At 51.3% G+C, this 18461-nt stretch carries 2 protein-coding genes; both read left to right on the top strand.

The window, feature by feature from the left end; genetic code table 11:
* Positions 1–8 precede the first annotated feature (8 nt).
* Entirely contained in the window at positions 9–7658 is a 7650-nt protein-coding gene (locus SB847_RS05025; RefSeq protein ID WP_410561927.1) for an amino acid adenylation domain-containing protein, read from the top strand.
* A gap of 25 nt (positions 7659–7683) precedes the next feature.
* Positions 7684–18459, top strand: a complete 10776-nt coding sequence (locus tag SB847_RS05020; protein WP_410577422.1) for a non-ribosomal peptide synthetase — start codon at positions 7684–7686, stop codon at positions 18457–18459.
* The last annotated feature ends 2 nt before the right edge of the window (positions 18460–18461 follow it).

Genomic DNA, 18461 nt, shown 5'->3' with positions numbered 1-18461 from the left:
GTGGCGCAATGGGGCAGCAACCGGAAATACAAGATATATATCCTTTATCTTTTATGCAGGAGGGCATGCTTTTTCATTCTCTGTTGGATCATGACTCAAGAGCCTACTTCGAACAAGCGGTGTTTACGATCAACGGACAGCTTGACCGGGAACGATTCCAAAAAAGTATAGATGCTGTTTTTGAACGATACGATATTTTCCGTACGACATTTATTCATAAGAATGTGGCGAAGCCCCGCCAAGTCGTGTTGAAAAACAGACCAAGCCGCGTTCAGTTTCATGATATTTCTCATTTGGACGAGAAGGCACAAGACAAATATGCCGACCGGTTCAGAAAAGAAGATAAAGATAAAGGCTTTGATTTGCAATCAGACCCTCTCATGAGAGTCTCCATTTTGAAAAAAGCGCCTGAACGCTATGTTTGTATATGGAGCCATCATCATATCGTCATGGACGGCTGGTGCTTCGGAATTGTCATGAAGGAATTTCTGATGATCTATCAATCTCTCGGAGACGGACGGCTCCCGTCTCTCGAGCCTGTTCAGCCATATGGAAAGTATATTAAATGGCTCATGAAGCAGGATCGTAAAGAAGCCGAGATTTTTTGGAATATGAGACTTGCCGATCTTGAGCAATCGGCGTCTCTTCCGAAAAAATCCGCGGAACCAAATGGCGAACTTGAGCAGGCGGTTTTCACCATTTCGGAAGAGCAGACAAATGGGCTGAAGAACATTGCGGCAAGGGCGGGAGCAACGCTGAATACAGTGTTCCAGGCACTGTGGGGCATGTTGCTGCAGCGTGTCAGCCGCTGTGATGACGCCGTTTTCGGTTCTGTCGTTTCCGGCCGGCCGTCGGATCTCGCAGGCGTGGAAAAAATGGTAGGACTGTTTATCAATACGATTCCCGTGCGGGTGAAAAGCGGTTCATTTTCTTTTCTGGAGCTCGTCAGGCATTTGCAGCAGGAGACGCTGCAAGCAGAAGCGTACAGCTATTATCCGCTGTATGACATTCAGGCGCAAAGCCCTTTGAAGCAAGCGCTGTTTGACCACATTATCGTGTTTGAAAATGTGCCGGCCCAGCGTGAAATTGAAAATGTGAGTCAGGCCGGTTCATTTGATTTTGCGGTAGAGGATTTCGCGATGGAGGAAGTCACAAACTACGGATGCAGCATAAAGGTGATTCCGGGAAATTCTCTTTATATCCGCTTAAACTTTGATACCGGTATATACGATCGTGTTTTTATGAAGAATATTGAAACATTTTTACGGCATATGATGGAGTCAGTCATTTCCGACCCTGAAATGAGCGCCTCCAAGATCGCATTGCTTGATGCGTGTGAAGCCAGAAATATGCTGGATGCGTTTAACCGTACAGAAACGGTTGAACCGCCGGCTCCGACGCTTCACGGACTGTTTGCCCGCCGCGCCGCGCTTTCGCCGCATCGTCCGGCGCTCCGTTTTCCGGGCGGCATGCTGACGTACGCTGAGCTCGACCAGTACACGGACAGGCTCGCCGTTCGGCTCCGCCAAAAAGGCATCCGCAAAGAAAGCATGGTCGGCGTACTCGCTGAACGCTCGCCGGAGATGGTGGTTTCAGTGCTTGCCGTGTTAAAAGCGGGCGGCGCCTACGTGCCGCTTGACCCTGACTATCCTGAGGACAGGCTGCGCTATATGCTCGACGACTGCGGCGCTTGTCTCCTGCTTGCACAGCCGGGATTATCCGTTTCCGGTTTTCCCGGAGAAACGCTAGAAGTGTCTCTTTCCGCTCTGACAGGCGAGACGGAGACAGGGGCTGTCTCTAAAGAAGCAGATAGCGATTCGCTCGCTTATATCATTTATACGTCCGGTTCGACGGGAACACCGAAGGGAGTAGCTGTTGAACACCGTCAGGCCGCCGCCTTTTTATCAGGGATGCAACGGCAGTTTCCGTTAACGGAAGAGGATGTTATCGTGCTGAAATCATCCTTTTCATTCGACGCCTCTATCTGGCAATTGTTTTGGTGGACGATGTCCGGCGCCTCCGTGTATCTGCTTCCGGACGGCTGGGAGAAAGATCCTGTGCGGATGATAGAAGCGTTTGCCTCAGAAAAGGTGACGACCGCGCATTTTATTCCGGCAATGGTCAACAGCTTTTTAGACGCGCTGGAAACGGAGCCTGAGGAAACAAGAACACGCCTCGGCAGAACACTGACACGCGTGTTTGCCGGAGGCGAAGCTCTTTCCCCGCTTACGGCTGCCCGGTTTGCCGATCTGTTGCCGGAGACCATGCTTATTCACGGCTATGGACCGACAGAAGCGACGGTTGATGCGGCGTTTTACGTCTGTGACCGAAAACGGGACAGCGGACGGACAAGGCTTCCGATCGGAAAACCCGTTCCGGGTGCCCGTCTGTATGTATTAGATAGCGGAGGAACCATTCAGCCTGCGGGCGTGGCAGGAGAGCTGTACATCGCGGGGACCGGCGTGGCCCGGGGCTATCTGAACCGGCCTGAGCTGACGGAGGAGCGCTTTCTCAATGATCCGTTTTATCCGGGAGAACGCATGTATCAGACAGGCGATATCGCACGCTGGACAGAAGACGGCCTTGTCGAATGGCTCGGCCGTTCAGACGGACAGGTGAAAGTCCGCGGCTACCGGATTGAACCGGGGGAAATCGAAGCGGCGATCCGGCGCATCGACGGCATTCGTGAGGCGGCGGTCACCGCCCGGACCGAACACGGCGAAACCGCGCTTTACGCCTATATCGAAGGACGGGAAAGCGATGACGTGCGGGCGGAGCTTGCGACACGCCTTCCGGCTTACATGATGCCGGCTCAGTTTATAGAGATGACCGAGTGGCCGGTCACGCCGAGCGGAAAGCTTGACCGCCGCGCGCTGCCGGCTCCCGGCGGAGCGGCAGACAGACGGGCGTACACCGCCCCGCGGAACGTCACGGAAATGAAGCTTTGCGCCCTTTGGGAAGAGGTGCTGAAAAACGGCCCCGTCGGCATCCGGGATCACTTTTTTGAGCGGGGCGGCCATTCGTTAAAAGCGACGGCTCTCGTCTCCCGCATTGCCAAAGAGTTCGGTGTTCAGGTGCCGTTACAGGACATCTTCGCCCGGCCGACGGTGGAAGAGCTCGCTTCGGTCATTCAGGACTTGGAAGAGAGCCCGTATGAAGCGATTCAGCCTGCGCAAAAACAGGACACCTACCCGGTGTCTTCGGCGCAGAAACGGATGTATGTGCTCCAGCAGCTTGAAGACGGCGGTGTCGGCTACAATATGCCGGCTGTGCTGGAACTGACGGGCCCGCTTGACCGCAGCCGGCTGGAGGAGACGTTCCGGCAGCTTGTGGAGCGGCATGAGTCGCTCAGAACGTCCTTTGAAACGGGGCCTGACGGCGAACCGGTGCAGCGCATCCATGACAGCGTACCGTTTCAGCTGGATGAGGCCGAGTCAGCTGACGCATTCGTCCGGCCGTTTTGTCTGGAGGAAGCGCCGCTCTTCCGTGCGGCTCTCGTAAAAGAATCAGACGAACACCATCTTTTATTAACGGATATGCATCATATTATTTCTGACGGTGTGTCCGTCAACACCTTGATAAAAGAATTCGGCGAGCTGTACGCAGGCCGTTCGCTTGCGCCGATGCGCCTTCAATATAAAGACTATGCCGTCTGGCAGCGGTCGTTTCAGGAGAAAGAAGGGTACCAGAAACAGGAAGCGTATTGGCTGAAGCGGCTAGAAGGAGAGCTCCCGGTGCTTGAGCTTCCGGCTGACAAGCCCCGTCCGGCTGTCAGAAGCTTTGCGGGCGGCAGCGTATCGTGCACGCTTGACGCTGAAACGGCATCCGGCCTTCACCGCATCGCTCGGGATCACGGCTCCACTTTGTATATGGTGCTTCTCGCCGCGTACAATACGTTACTCGCGAGATTAAGCGGGCAGGAAGACATCATCGTCGGCTCACCGATTGCCGGGCGTCCGCACAAAGACCTTGAACCGATTCTCGGCATGTTCGTCAACACGCTGGCCATCAGAACGGAGCCGAAAGGAGACAAACGGTTTACCGATTACTTGGCGGAAGTCCGACAGGCGGCGCTTGAGGCGTATGAGCATCAGGACTATCCGTTTGAGGAGCTTGTGGAACGGCTCGGCGTGCAGCGGGACACAAGCCGCAATCCGCTGTTTGACGTGATGTTTGTGCTTCAAAATATGGAGCGTGAATCCCTGGTGTTAAATAAGCTGCATTTGGCTCAAGCTGCGGATACAAGTCATAAAACCGCAAAGTTTGATGCCACGCTTTACGCGTCAGAAGGGTCTGACGGTTCCATCAGCTTTGATTTTGAATTCAATACAGATATCTATCAAAAACAGACAATTGAAAAATGGCTTTCTTATTTTACCCGTATTCTTACAAAAGTAATTGAAAACCAAGCGATACCGCTTGGTGACATTCACGTACTGGATAATGCTGAAACAAATCGCGTCATTTATCAGTTTAATCAGACGAAAAGCGATTACCCAAGACACGAAACCATCAGCCGTTTATTTGAGCGGCAGGCAAAAGAAACTCCCGATGCCCGGGCAGTTGTTTATGATGGACAAATTTTGACATACCGTGAGCTGAACGAACGGGCTAACAGAATAGCGGCGGCTCTCCGATCAAATGGCGTCGGTCCGGAAAGCGTTGTCGCCTTATTAACCGGCCGCACAACAGAGCTTGCTTCCGGAATCCTCGGAATATTAAAAGCGGGGGGCGCCTACTTGCCTATCGGTGACGATGTGCCGCGGGAACGGGCTGAATGGATGCTTAAAGACTGTAAAGCTGATATTCTTCTCCAATCTGATAAACTTGACGGTCTGCCGCTTTCAGGAAAACGTTTATTCATAGAGGATATTCAAACAAAGGCCGATTTGAGTTCGGAAAATCCCGAGCCGCTCGGCGGACCTGAATCGTTGGCCTACATGATTTATACGTCCGGGTCAACAGGTGCGCCAAAAGGCGTCATGATTGAACAGCGAAGCGTGATCCGCCTTGTGAAAAACAGCAATTATATTGATTTTACGCCGGAAGATAGACTGTTGTTTACTTCATCATTAGGATTTGACGTTACGACATTTGAAATATTCGGTCCGCTTTTAAACGGCGCTTCTTTATATGTAAGTGACCAGGAAACCTATCTCGACTCTGATGTTCTGGAAACATTTATACAGCAAAACGGCATTACGACACTGTGGCTGACATCGTCTCTGTTCAACCATTTATCAGAACAAAATGAACACGTGTTTTCCGGATTATCCCGATTGATTATCGGCGGGGAAGCACTGTCCCCGAGCCATGTAAACCGGGTTCGGAATGCGCTGCCGCATCTCTCAGTATGGAATGGATACGGACCGACTGAAAACACGACGTTCTCGACTTGCTTTTTGATTGAACAATCATACGATCATTCAATCCCGATCGGCCGCCCTGTCGGAAATTCAACCGCATATATCATAAACAGCAGGGGAACACCGCAGCCGATCGGCGTCAACGGCGAATTATGCACTGGAGGAGACGGTGTGGCAAGAGGATACTTCGGCCGCCCTGAGCTGACGGAAGAAAAATTCGTCCCCAATCCTTTTGTTCCAGGGGAACGGATGTACCGCACCGGAGATTTAGCCCGCTGGCTGCCGGACGGAACGATCGAATATGCCGGGCGGATGGATGATCAAGTGAAAATCCGCGGTTATCGGGTCGAGCTGGGAGAGATTGAAGCCGCACTGAGGAGCCTGGACGGCGTGAAAGAAGCTGCCGTGTCAGTCAGAACCGGGCAGTCCGGCAATAAAGAACTGATCGCATATATGAGTCTGCAGGCGGACATGGATACAGAAAAAGTGCGTTCTTCACTGTCTAAGCAACTGCCGAATTACATGGTTCCGGCCTATATGATGGAACTTGAGAAGCTGCCGCTTACGCCGAACGGGAAATTGGATCGGAAAAATCTGCCCGAACCGGAGCTCGCGCTTCAAACCGCGTACACAGCTCCCCGCAATGAGCTTGAAGAACAGCTTTCCGTGATCTGGCAGGAAGTGCTCGGCACAAAACAAGTCGGGATTGAGGACTCATTTTTTGAGCTGGGCGGCGATTCAATCAAAGCGCTGCAAGTTTCCGCACGGCTCGGACGCTATGGGTGGAAAATGACGGCAAGTGACTTATTCCGGCACCCGTCCATTAAGGAACTCGCGCCTCTTATCCGGAAAGCGGAAAGAGTCATCGATCAGCGGCCGGTGGAAGGAGACATACCTTGGACACCCGTTCAGCACTGGTTTTTATCACAGCGGATGGAAAACAGAAATCATTTCAATCAGTCCGTCATGATGTTCAGCTCTGACGCATTGCATAAACAGCCGCTCAAAGAAGCCTTGGAGCATCTTGTCATTCATCATGATGCACTCCGGATCACTGTCAGTGCAGAAAACGAAAGTTTCAGACAAATCAATCACGGTATTCAAAAAGCTGAACTGTACAGCTTGGACATTTGGGATCTGTCTGGGACAGATACTTGGGAAAGAGAAATAGAAACTGAAGTGGCTGCGCTCCAACAGCGGATGGATATTGAAAAAGGGCCGTTATTAAAAGCCGGCTGGTTCAAAACCCGGTCGGGGGATTATTTATTCATCACCGTACATCACCTGGCGGTTGACGGAGTGTCATGGCGTATTCTGCTGGAGGATTTATCTGCCGCTTACACTCAAGCCGTAAAAGGTCAGCCGGTCCAGCTTCCGCCAAAGACCGATTCGTTTAAACAATACGCCGTAAGGCTTTCAGAATACGCAAAAAGCAGCAAGCTGATGCATGAAGAAGAATATTGGCGTTTTATTGAAGAAGAAACAGCCGCCGAACTTCCTTATGAAAAACCGCAGCATCAGACGGGAGCCGACAGCATTCGGCAAACGATAAGCTTTACGCTTACAGAAGAAGAAACGTCCGTTTTGCTTCAGCAGGTCAACCGGGCCTACCATACCGATACGCAAGATATTCTTCTGACTGCCGCAGCTTTGGCTTTACGGGACTGGACAGGGGGCGGCAGATTGCGCATCGCGATGGAAGGGCACGGGAGAGAGCACATCATGCCGGAGCTCGACATCAGCCGCACCGTAGGCTGGTTTACCTCCATGTATCCGGTGCTCATTGACTTGAACACAGCAGGCGCTGAGCTTGGAACGGCGGTAAAAACGGTCAAAGACACACTCGGAAGAATACCGGATAAAGGAATAGGCTACGGCATTTTAAAATACATGACACCGCCTGAACAAAAAACAATCCGCTTCAGACAAGCGCCTGAAATCAGCTTTAACTATTTAGGGCAATTCAATGATACAGAAGATCAGCACACGTTCAGTCTGTCCGGTCTTGCAAGCGGGCACGACATCACGCCGACATGGCAGCGGGAACAAGCGGTGGAAATGAGCGCGATGGCCGCACAAAACAAACTTCACTTCAGTTTGAGCTATCCGCCGAGCCGCTTCCGCAAAGAAACGATGGAACAGCTGCTGCAAACCTTACAGCAATATTTGCGTGATATTATGGCACACTGCACAGGGAAAGAGGAAGCAGAAAAAACCGTTAGTGATTTTAGCAGCAAAACGTTAACATCTGATGATTTGGACAGCATAGCGAGTTTTGTCGAGGAACTGTAGAAAAAGGCGACGGGGAGATTATAACATGACAAAAAAGAATGCAATTCAGGATATTTATCCGCTGTCTTATATGCAGGAAGGAATGCTTTTTCATTCCCTCCTGCAAAAGGAATCACAGGCTTACGCCGAGCAGGCCTCCTTTTCAATAACGGGGAAGGTTGACACCCGCGTGTTTGAAGAGAGCGTTCATGCCCTTTTCGAAAGACATGATATTTTCAGAACGATCTTTATCAGCCAGAACGTGTCAGTGCCGCAGCAGGTCGTATTAAAAGAGCGGAACGTCAGCATTATTGAGGAAAATCTCACTAATTTAAATAAGGCTGATCAAATCAAGTATATCGAAGAAGCCAAACGAAGAGACCGTGAGAAAGGGTTTCATCTGCAAAAAGACATGCTGATGCGGGTGACACTGCTTCAAACCGGTGAATGTGAATATACGTGCATATGGAGTTTTCATCACATTATTATGGATGGCTGGTGTCTCGGAATCGTGCTGAAAGAGTTCTTCCAGATATACGCCTCGCGGCTCCGCCGAACACCGTTAACGCTTGAGCCCGCTGTGCCGTACGGGACCTACATCAAGTGGCTGATGGAGCAAGATAAAGAAAAAGCCGCTTCGTACTGGGAGCGATACCTTGAAGGCTTTGAGCAGCAGACTGTTCTGCCGAAGCAGAAAAAAGCCGGCGAAAGCAAACAGGAGGAAGTGACGTTTTCCTTTTCAAAAGAGGACACGGCTAAGCTGAAAGAGCTGGCCGTAAAAGAAGAGGTCACGCTGAGCACCATTTTCCACACGCTCTGGGGCATTTTGCTTCAGGCGTATAACCAGACAGAAGATGCAGTTTTTGGTTCTGTTATTTCCGGAAGGCCGTCTGAAATCGAAGGCATCGAGCGAATGATCGGCCTGTTTATTAATACCGTGCCTGTCCGGATCAGCGGGGCGGACATCCCGTTTCAAAAGCTGATCAAAAACGTGCAAAAGGACGCTTTGAAAGGACAGGCATACAGCTATCATCCGCTTTATGACATACAGGCGAATTCACAGGTAAAACAAGGCTTAATTGACCACATTCTCGTCTTTGAGAATTATCCGGTTGAACAGGAGCTTGATGTGCTGAACAGCAAGGGAGACACGAAAGACCTTTTTCACATTCATGATTTCAGCATGGAAGACGAAACCAACTACAGTTTTTACCTGATGGTGGCGCCGGGTGACGAGATTCATTTGAAAATGAGATACGATTCAAGCGTGTATGACCGCCAATTTATCGAAAATATCAAAGGCCATTTGGCATACATCGTCTCCCAAGTTCTCGACAAACCAGACATCACGCCGGACAAGCTTGAAATCATCACTCCAGGGGAAAAAGCGCAGCTGCTTGCGCCGATTTCTGAAGAGACCGAAAAACCTGAATATGACACGGTTCATGCGATGTTTGAAAGGCAGGCCGCAAAAACGCCGAATCAAATCGCGATTCGGTATGAAGGTGAGTCAGTGACGTACAAAGAGCTGAACGAATCGGCTAATAAGCTGGCCCGCATGCTGCAAAAGCGCGGATTAAAGCGGGAGGAGCCGGTAGGCGTCATGCTCGGCCGTTCCCCTTCTTTAGCGGCGGCCGTTCTCGGTATTTTAAAAGCGGGCGGCGCCTTTGTTCCGATAGATCCGGGCAGTCCAAAGGAACGTATCCGATATGTTATTGAAAACAGCGGCTGCGTCCATGTTGTAACAGAGCGGCATCAGTCAGTCCCCGCGGAACAAGCGCTGCAAGTTACATACATAGAAGAGGCCGGGACGGAAGCGGACGGAAGCAATGTGCAATCCATTAATACGGCAGACGACCTCCTTTATATGATTTATACATCGGGAACGACAGGGAAACCGAAGGGTGTGCTGCTCGAACATAAAAATATGGCCAACCTGCTTTCTGACCAATTGACGAACACAGACATTGATTTTTGCACAAATGTGCTGCAGTACGCATCTTTGGCGTTTGACGTCTGCTATCAGGAGTTATTTTCAGTACTCTTGAGCGGCGGCACCCTCTGTATCGTGCCCGAATCAATCAAACGGGATGTTTCTCAGCTGTTTTCGTTTATTGATCAGCACAACATGGAAGTTGTGTTTTTCCCGACTGCGTTTGTCAAAATGCTTTTCAATGAAGAAGGTTATGCACAGTCTTTTCCCCGCTGTGTGAAGCATGTCATTACGGCCGGGGAGCAGCTGACCGTTTCGCGTTTGTTCAGGCAGACGCTCCGTTCACACGGTATGCATCTGCATAATCATTACGGCCCGTCAGAAACTCATGTGGTTTCAACGTATACGATTTCTGCGGGAGATGACATACCTGAACATCCGCCGATCGGGAAACCGATCCATCATAACAAGATGTATATTCTCAGCAAAAACCGGCAGCTTCAGCCTCTCGGAATTGCGGGAGAATTGTATATTTCCGGAGCGAATACAGGAAGAGGCTATGTGAACAATCCGGCGCTGACCAAAGAGAAATTTTTGCCGGATCCGTTCAGAACGGACGCCGTCATGTACCGGACCGGAGATTTGGCAAGACTGCGTGCGGACGGCCAAATTGAATACATCGGCCGGACAGATGATCAAGTGAAGATCAGAGGGTACCGGATTGAACCGAAGGAAATTGAAACCGTCCTGGCAAATCATCACGCCGTGAAGGAAGCTGCCGTTCTGATTCAAACGAATGAGTCGGGCGAAAATGAATTATGCGCTTACTGCAGCGTCTCACAAGCGACTGATCCTTCTCAGCTGCGGAGAGATTTGGCTAAAGAGGTGCCTGAGTATATGATTCCGGTCAAATGGGCTTTTATTGACTCAATTCCGCTCACTGCGAACGGAAAAGTCGATCAGCGGGCCCTTCCGGAAGCTTCGGCATACGCCACAGGCCGTCGATATACAGCTCCCCGGAATGTGACCGAGCTGAAGCTTACCCGCATATGGGAAGAAGTGCTTCAAACCGGCCCGATCGGCGTTCACGATCACTTTTTCGAGCTTGGCGGCCATTCATTAAAGGCGACGGCACTCGTTGCAAAAATAGCTAAAGAGTGCAGTGTGCAAATCCCGCTGAGCGATGTCTTCAGCCATCCGACTGTAGAAGAACTCGCCAAAATCATCAGTGAAGCAGAAGAGAACCCGTTCGCATCCATAGAAAAGACAGAAATGAAAGAAACATATCCTGTCTCATCCGCCCAAAAACGGATGTACGTCCTTCACCAGCTTGAAAATGGCGGTGTCAGCTATAACATTCCAGCCGTTTTAGAGGTGAGGGGGCCGTTTGACCGAGATAGGATGGAAGCCGTGTTCAAGGAACTGATCCGGCGGCATGAACCGCTCAGAACGTCCTTTGAAGAAAAAAACGGCCTGCCCGTGCAGAGGATTCATGACGACGTGCCGTTTGCATTTACAAAAGAACAATCAGCCGAAGCGTTTATCCGGCCGTTCGATCTCGGCAAAGCGCCCCTTTTCCGGGCGGGATTTGTCCAAATAGAAAAAGACCGGCATCTGCTTTTAGCTGACATGCATCATATTATTTCAGACGGCGTATCCGTCAATCTTTTGATACGTGAATTCAGTGAGCTGTATGCTGAGAGAAGTCTGCCGCCGTTACGGATTCAATACAAAGATTATGCCGTCTGGCAGCAATCATTTATGGCGGGCGCCGCATATCGGAAACAAGAGGAGTACTGGCTGAACCGGCTTGCCGGTGAGATTCCCGTGCTTGAATTGCCGGCTGATAAGCCGCGTCCCCCGGTGCGGAGCTTTTCCGGTGACCGGGTGTCATTTGTCATCAATGAAAAACATACAGCTCAGTTGAAAAAGCTGGCGAAAGAAAACAAAAGCACACTGTATATGACGCTGCTCGGTGTGTACACAGTTCTGTTAGCCCGTTTAAGCGGACAGGAAGATATGATTGTCGGGTCTCCGATTGCAGGAAGGCCTCATGCCGACCTTGACGCCGTTCTGGGCATGTTTGTCAATACGCTTGCTTTCAGGACGCGTCCCGACGGAAGCATGACATTCAAAGAATATTTAAAGGAAATTCGCCAAACAGCGCTTGAGGCTTACGAACATCAGGATTACCCGTTAGAAGAGCTCGTCGATAAGCTCGGTGTGCCGCGGGACATGTCCCGAAATCCGCTGTTTGACACAACATTTGCGCTGCAAAATATGGAACAGCAGAAGCTTAGAGCGGCCGGACTTGAACTGCAGCCGGCAGACGTCAGCCTGCCGATTTCTAAATTTGACTTATCGCTGTACATCTCTGAAAACGCCGGTGAATTGTACTGCCAGTTTGAATACAGCACCGATTTGTTTGAGAGAAAAACGATTCAAAAATGGGCGGGATTTTTTACGACACTTGCCGAAAACGCCGCGGCTGATCCGGGCTTGGATTTAGACGATATTTCTGTTTTGACAGAAAAAGAAGAAGCGTCTCTGCTTCAAGATTTCAGCCCCTTGCAGAAAACAGCGTTTCCGCTTCATCAGCCTCTTCATGATCTGCTGGAACAGCAGGCGGAAAAAACGCCGGACCGTCCTGCGATTTTAACTGATGACATTTCGATTACGTATCAGGAACTGAACGAAAGGGCAAACGAGCTTGCGCATCAGCTGATCAAGCGCGGCATAAGGCTGGAGGATAAAACTGCCATTATGGGCCGGCGTTCTCCTGACATGCTGATCGGCATTTACGCTGTCTTAAAAGCAGGCGGTGCATATCTGCCGATTGATCCGGATTACCCGGAAGAGCGGATTCGCTTTTTACTGAAAGACAGCGGCGTGAAATTCTTACTGGCAGAACCAGAACTTTTCGCACCAGATCTTTTTGAGGGAGAAATGGTCTCTCTGAAAAGCGGACAAACAGGAAACCCTGAAGCTGCGGCCAACCCTAACGTTCCGGTAAAACCTGATTCATTGGCTTATATCATCTATACATCCGGTTCTACGGGACGCCCAAAAGGCGTGCAGGTTGAACATCGGTCAGCCGTAAACTTTTTATACTCACTGCAAACGCGTTATGGATTAAGTGATTCTGACATCATTTTGCATAAAACATCCTACTCTTTCGACGCTTCGATTTGGGAGCTGTTTTGGTGGCCGATCGCGGGAGCTTCTGTTTTCCTCCTTCCGCAAGGCGGCGAGAAAGACCCTGAAATGATACTGAACGCATTGGAGAAAAACCGCATAACGGCGGCTCATTTTGTGCCATCCATGCTTCATGCTTTCTTGGAATATATAAATTCCAGAAAACAGCCGATCAAAAAGACCTGCTTAAAAAGGGTTTTTGCCGGCGGCGAACAATTGGGCCCGCACTTGGTTTCCCGTTTTTATGACCTTCTGCCTGGAACGGAATTGACAAATTCCTACGGTCCGACGGAAGCGACGGTAGAAGCGGCGTACTTTGATTTGCCGCATGGAAAGGAATTTCACAATGTTCCGATCGGCATTTCCGGACATAACATGCGGCTGTATATTTTAAATCAAAAGAAACGGCTTCTGCCGCCGGGCTGTATTGGAGAGCTGTACATCGCGGGGACCGGTGTGGCCCGCGGCTATCTGAACCGGCCTGAGCTGACGGAGGAGCGTTTTCTCAATGATCCGTTTTATCCGGGAGAACGCATGTATCAGACGGGCGATATCGCACGCTGGACAGAAGACGGCCTTGTCGAATGGCTCGGCCGTTCAGACGGACAGGTGAAAGTCCGCGGCTACCGGATTGAACCGGGAGAAATCGAAGCGGCGATCCGGCGCATCGACGGCATTCGTGAGGCGGCGGTCACCGCCCGGACCGAACACGGCGAAACCGCGCTTTACGCCTATATCGAAGGATGGGAAAGCGATGACGTGCGGGCGGAGCTTGCGACACGCCTTCCGGCTTACATGATGCCGGCTCAGTTTATAGAGATGACCGAGTGGCCGGTCACGCCGAGCGGAAAGCTTGACCGCCGCGCGCTGCCGGCTCCCGGCGGAGCGGCAGACAGACGGGCGTACACCGCCCCGCGGAACGTCACGGAAATGAAGCTTTGCGCCCTTTGGGAAGAGGTGCTGAAAAACGGCCCCGTCGGCATCCGGGATCACTTTTTTGAGCGGGGCGGCCATTCGTTAAAAGCGATGGCTCTCGTCTCCCGCATTGCCAAAGAGTTCGGTGTTCAAGTGCCGTTACAAGACATCTTCGCCCGGCCGACGGTGGAAGAGCTCGCTTCGGTTATTCAGGACTTGGAAGAGAGCCCGTATGAAGCGATTCAGTCTGTGCAAAAACAGGACACCTACCCGGTGTCTTCGGCGCAGAAACGGATGTATGTGCTCCAGCAGCTTGAAGACGGCGGTGTCGGCTACAATATGCCGGCTGTGCTGGAACTGACGGGCCCGCTTGACCGCAGCCGGCTGGAGGAGACGTTCCGGCAGCTTGTGGAGCGGCATGAGTCGCTCCGAACGTCCTTTGAAACGGGGCCTGACGGCGAACCGGTGCAGCGCATCCATGACAGCGTGCCGTTTCAGCTGGATGAGGCCGAGTCAGCTGACGCATTCGTCCGGCCGTTTGGTCTGGAGGAAGCGCCGCTCTTCCGCGCGGCTCTCGTGAAAGAATCCGACGAACGCCATCTTTTATTAACGGATATGCATCATATTATTTCTGACGGTGTGTCCGTCAACACCTTGATAAAAGAATTCGGCGAGCTGTACGCAGGCCGTTCGCTTACGCCGATGCGCCTTCAATATAAAGACTATGCCGTCTGGCAGCGGTCGTTTCAGGAGAAAGAAGGATACCAGAAGCAGGAAGCCTATTGGCTGAAGCGGCTTGAAGGAGAACTTCCGGTGCTTGAACTTCCGGCTGACAAGCCCCGTCCGGCGGTCAGAAGCTTTGCGGGCGGCAGCGTATCGTGCACGCTTGACGCTGAAATGTCATCCGGCCTTCACCGCATTGCCCGGGATCACGGCTCCACTTTGTATATGGTGCTTCTCGCCGCGTACAATACGTTACTCGCGAGATTAAGCGGGCAGGAAGACATCATCGTCGGCTCACCGATTGCCGGGCGTCCGCACAAAGACCTTGAACCGATTCTAGGCATGTTCGTCAACACGCTGGCCATCAGAACGGAGCCGAAAGGAGACAAACGGTTTACCGATTACTTGGCGGAAGTCCGCCAGGCGGCGCTTGAGGCGTATGAGCATCAAGACTACCCGTTTGAAGAGCTAGTGGAACGGCTCGGCGTACAGCGGGACACAAGCCGCAATCCGATGTTTGACGCCATGCTTGTCGTCCAGAATATAGAGCATGAGGAACTGCTGTTGGACGGTTTGCATATTCAGCCTGCGGACGTGTCCCGTCCGGTTTCCAAATTTGATGTTACTTTACAGGCTTCTGAAGGCGGGGGACAGATTCATTTTCTGTTTGAATATGCGGCGTCTTTATTCCGGAGAGAAACAATGCAGCGCTGGGCTTCCCACTTTATGACGATGCTTGAACACATTGTCCGTGAACCGGAAACTTCTTTACAAGCGATCAGCATGCTGACTGCTCCGGAACGGAACCGGATTCTTTCGGACTTTAACGGCATGACGGATCAACAGCTGTCTGAAAAAACAGTTCATGAACTGTTCATCACCCAGGCGCGAAAAACACCTGATGCCGCGGCCCTTATCAGCGGGGAGACTTTGGTCACATACAAAGAATTAGATGACTGGTCGAATAAAATCGCCAGAGCTCTGCAAAAACGGCAGATCGGACCTGATGCAGCCGTCGGCATTGTGATACCAAGATCGCCAGAACAAGTAGCGGCAGTCTTCGGGGTTTGGAAAGCCGGAGGAGCCTACGTCCCGATAGATCCTGAATATCCGGAGGAACGCAAGCAATATATCATCTCAGACAGCGGCACAGCGCTTCTCCTTACCGCACACGGTGCGATAGAACAAGTGCCTGATCGTTTTAACGGTGAAGTGCTCGCACTGGAGGATATCCAAGAACAGGATGCTTCGCCGGTCCAGTCATTATCAGCACCGGAAGATTTGGCTTACATCATTTATACATCGGGAACGACAGGCAGGCCGAAAGGGGTTATGGTCGAACATCGATCCGTCAGCCAAACCCTTCAATGGCGGAGCGGATTTTATGATCTGAATGAGAAAGATACGGTTCTTCAGCTCTTTTCATTTTCCTTTGACGGTTTTGTAACAAGCATGTTCACACCGCTGATTTCCGGTGCGAAAGCGGCCGTTTTAGCCGAAGATGAAGCAAGAGATATTCTTGCTATTAAACACTATCTTGCATCTTACCGCATCACTCACATGATCATTGTTCCCGTACTGTACCGTACACTGCTTGACGTACTGGAGCCGGGGGATGCAGAGTCTCTCAGAATTGTCACATTAGCCGGAGAAGCCGTCGACCAAAACATTATCAGCCGCAGTTTATCAGTTTGTCCACACACTGAGCTTGCCAATGAGTACGGCCCGACGGAAAACAGCGTCGCCACTACAGCGGCAAGACATATAGAACAAAGTGAGAACATCACGATCGGCCGTCCGATTGAGCATTCACACGTTTATATTTTAAACGGGGATCACCCGCAGCCGATCGGTGTAACAGGAGAACTTTGCATCTCGGGTTCCGGCCTTGCAAGAGGGTACCGCAATCTTCCTAAGCAAACGGCCCAAGCCTTTGTCCAAGACCCGTTCCGGAAGAACCGGCGCATGTACCGCACGGGCGACCTGGCAAAATGGCTGCCGGACGGCACGCTGCAATATATCGGCCGAATGGACGAGCAAGTCAAAATCAGAGGCTACCGGGTGGAACTGAAAGAAATTGAATCCGCCTTAACAGGCATAAAAGGTGTCAAAGAAGCAGCCGTCACCGCTCATACCGCATCAGCAGGCCAAACGGAACTATGCGCTTATATCGTGACAGAAGAAGGAACAGAAAGTGAAACCGTGCAGCAGGCACTCAGAAATGAAATGCCCGCTTATATGGTGCCGGCGTTCTTTGAAACACTTGAAGCCCTGCCTGTCACACCGAACGGGAAGCTTGACCGCCGCGCGCTTCCTGAGCCGCGGAAAAAAGCGCACACCGGACGGGCATTTACCGAGCCTGAAAGCGACATGGAAAAAGAGCTGTCCGTGATTTGGAGCGAAGTGCTCGGAACTGAAAACATTGCCGCGGATCAATCATTTTTTGAACTGGGCGGCGATTCCATCAAAGCCCTGCAAGTATCAGCCCGATTACATCAGGCAGGAAAACAGATCGCCGTAAAAGATATTTTCAGCCGGCCGACAATTAGGGAGCTGGCGCCTTATGTCCGTACAGAGCGGCAGCCGGTCAGCCAAGCTCCTGCAGAAGGAGAAGTGAAGTGGTCGCCGGTTCACAAATGGTTCTTCACACAAGACATGAAGGAAGCAAACCATTTTAACCAGTCCGTCATGCTGACGAGAACAAATTCAATAGATGAAGAGATCCTGAGGAAAACGTTAAAAGCCATTACCGTTCATCATGATGCCTTGCGCCTTGTCTGCAAAAAAGACGAAGAGAAAGGTCTTCTCCTTTTCAACAGACCGGCTGACCTCGCAGATGAGCAGCTTTACAGCCTGACCATTTTAGAAACGGAAGGCGATGAGCATGAGAAGGAACGTTTTGTAAAACGCCGCGTCGCCGAGCTTCAGAGAAACATGGATTTGGAGAACGGGCCGCTTGTACAGGCGGGGCTGTTCCGCTCTGAAGCAGAAGATTACTTGTTTCTGACGGTCCATCATCTCGCTGTCGACGGGATATCATGGCGGATTTTATTGGAAGACTTGGCTTCTGCTTATGAGCAGGCCGTCTCTGGACAGGAAATCAAACTCCCTCCGAAAACCATGTCATTCAAAACATATACGGAGCAGCTGGCCGATTATGCCGAAAGTAAACAGCTGCTTCAGCAGGCGGAGTATTGGCGGGAGATTGAACACTATGAAACAGAAAGTCTTCCTTACGAGCAGGCAGATTTATCTCAAACTCCTGCAAAAAAACGGAACACAGTATCCTTCACTCTGACAGAAAGTGAAACGGACGCCCTGTTGAAAGATGTGCACAGCGCCTACAATACGGATACGCAAGATGTGCTTTTGACTTCCGCCGTGCTTGCCATTCAGAAGTGGTCGCCGCGGCACACTTTGAAAATCGCCCTTGAAGGACACGGACGCCAATCGGAGCAGGCAGGTGCGGACATCAGCAGGACGGTGGGGTGGTTCACTTCCATTTACCCGGTGCTTTTCCGGAGCGGAGCTTATGAACCTCTTGAAGAATATGAAATTCGCACATTGAAAACCGTCAAAGACACATTGCGGCGCATTCCGGATAAAGGGAACGGATACGGCGTCCTCAAATATTTAACACCGCCGAAGCTTGCCGGGATGACTTTCGGGAAAGCACCGGAGATCAGCTTTAACTATCTCGGACAATTCGATGCGCCCGGCGGGAATCCGGCAGAAACGGAACAGCCAGACGCGTTTCAGTTTTCTCCTTTGGGAGGCGGAGATGATGTGACAGATACATGGAAACGGGAGCAGTCACTTGAAATCAGCGCGATTGCGGCAAAAGGCCGGATGACCGTCAGCATTTCCTATGAAACGGAGCGCTTCCGGCAAGATACGATCGAACAGCTGTCCGAAAGCTGCCGGTATTATCTCCTGAAACTGTCGGAACACTGCCTCAGCAAAACCGATACGGAGAAGACCGTCAGTGACTTTGATGATCGGGAGCTGACTGAGGAAGCCTTGCAGGATATTGCCGACTTACTCAGCTTCCACTAAAA

The sequence above is a fragment of the Bacillus sp. SIMBA_026 genome (assembly GCF_046535335.1).
Taxonomy (GTDB): Bacteria; Bacillota; Bacilli; order Bacillales; family Bacillaceae; genus Bacillus; species Bacillus velezensis.
This window is presented reverse-complemented; position numbering and strand designations above follow the sequence as displayed.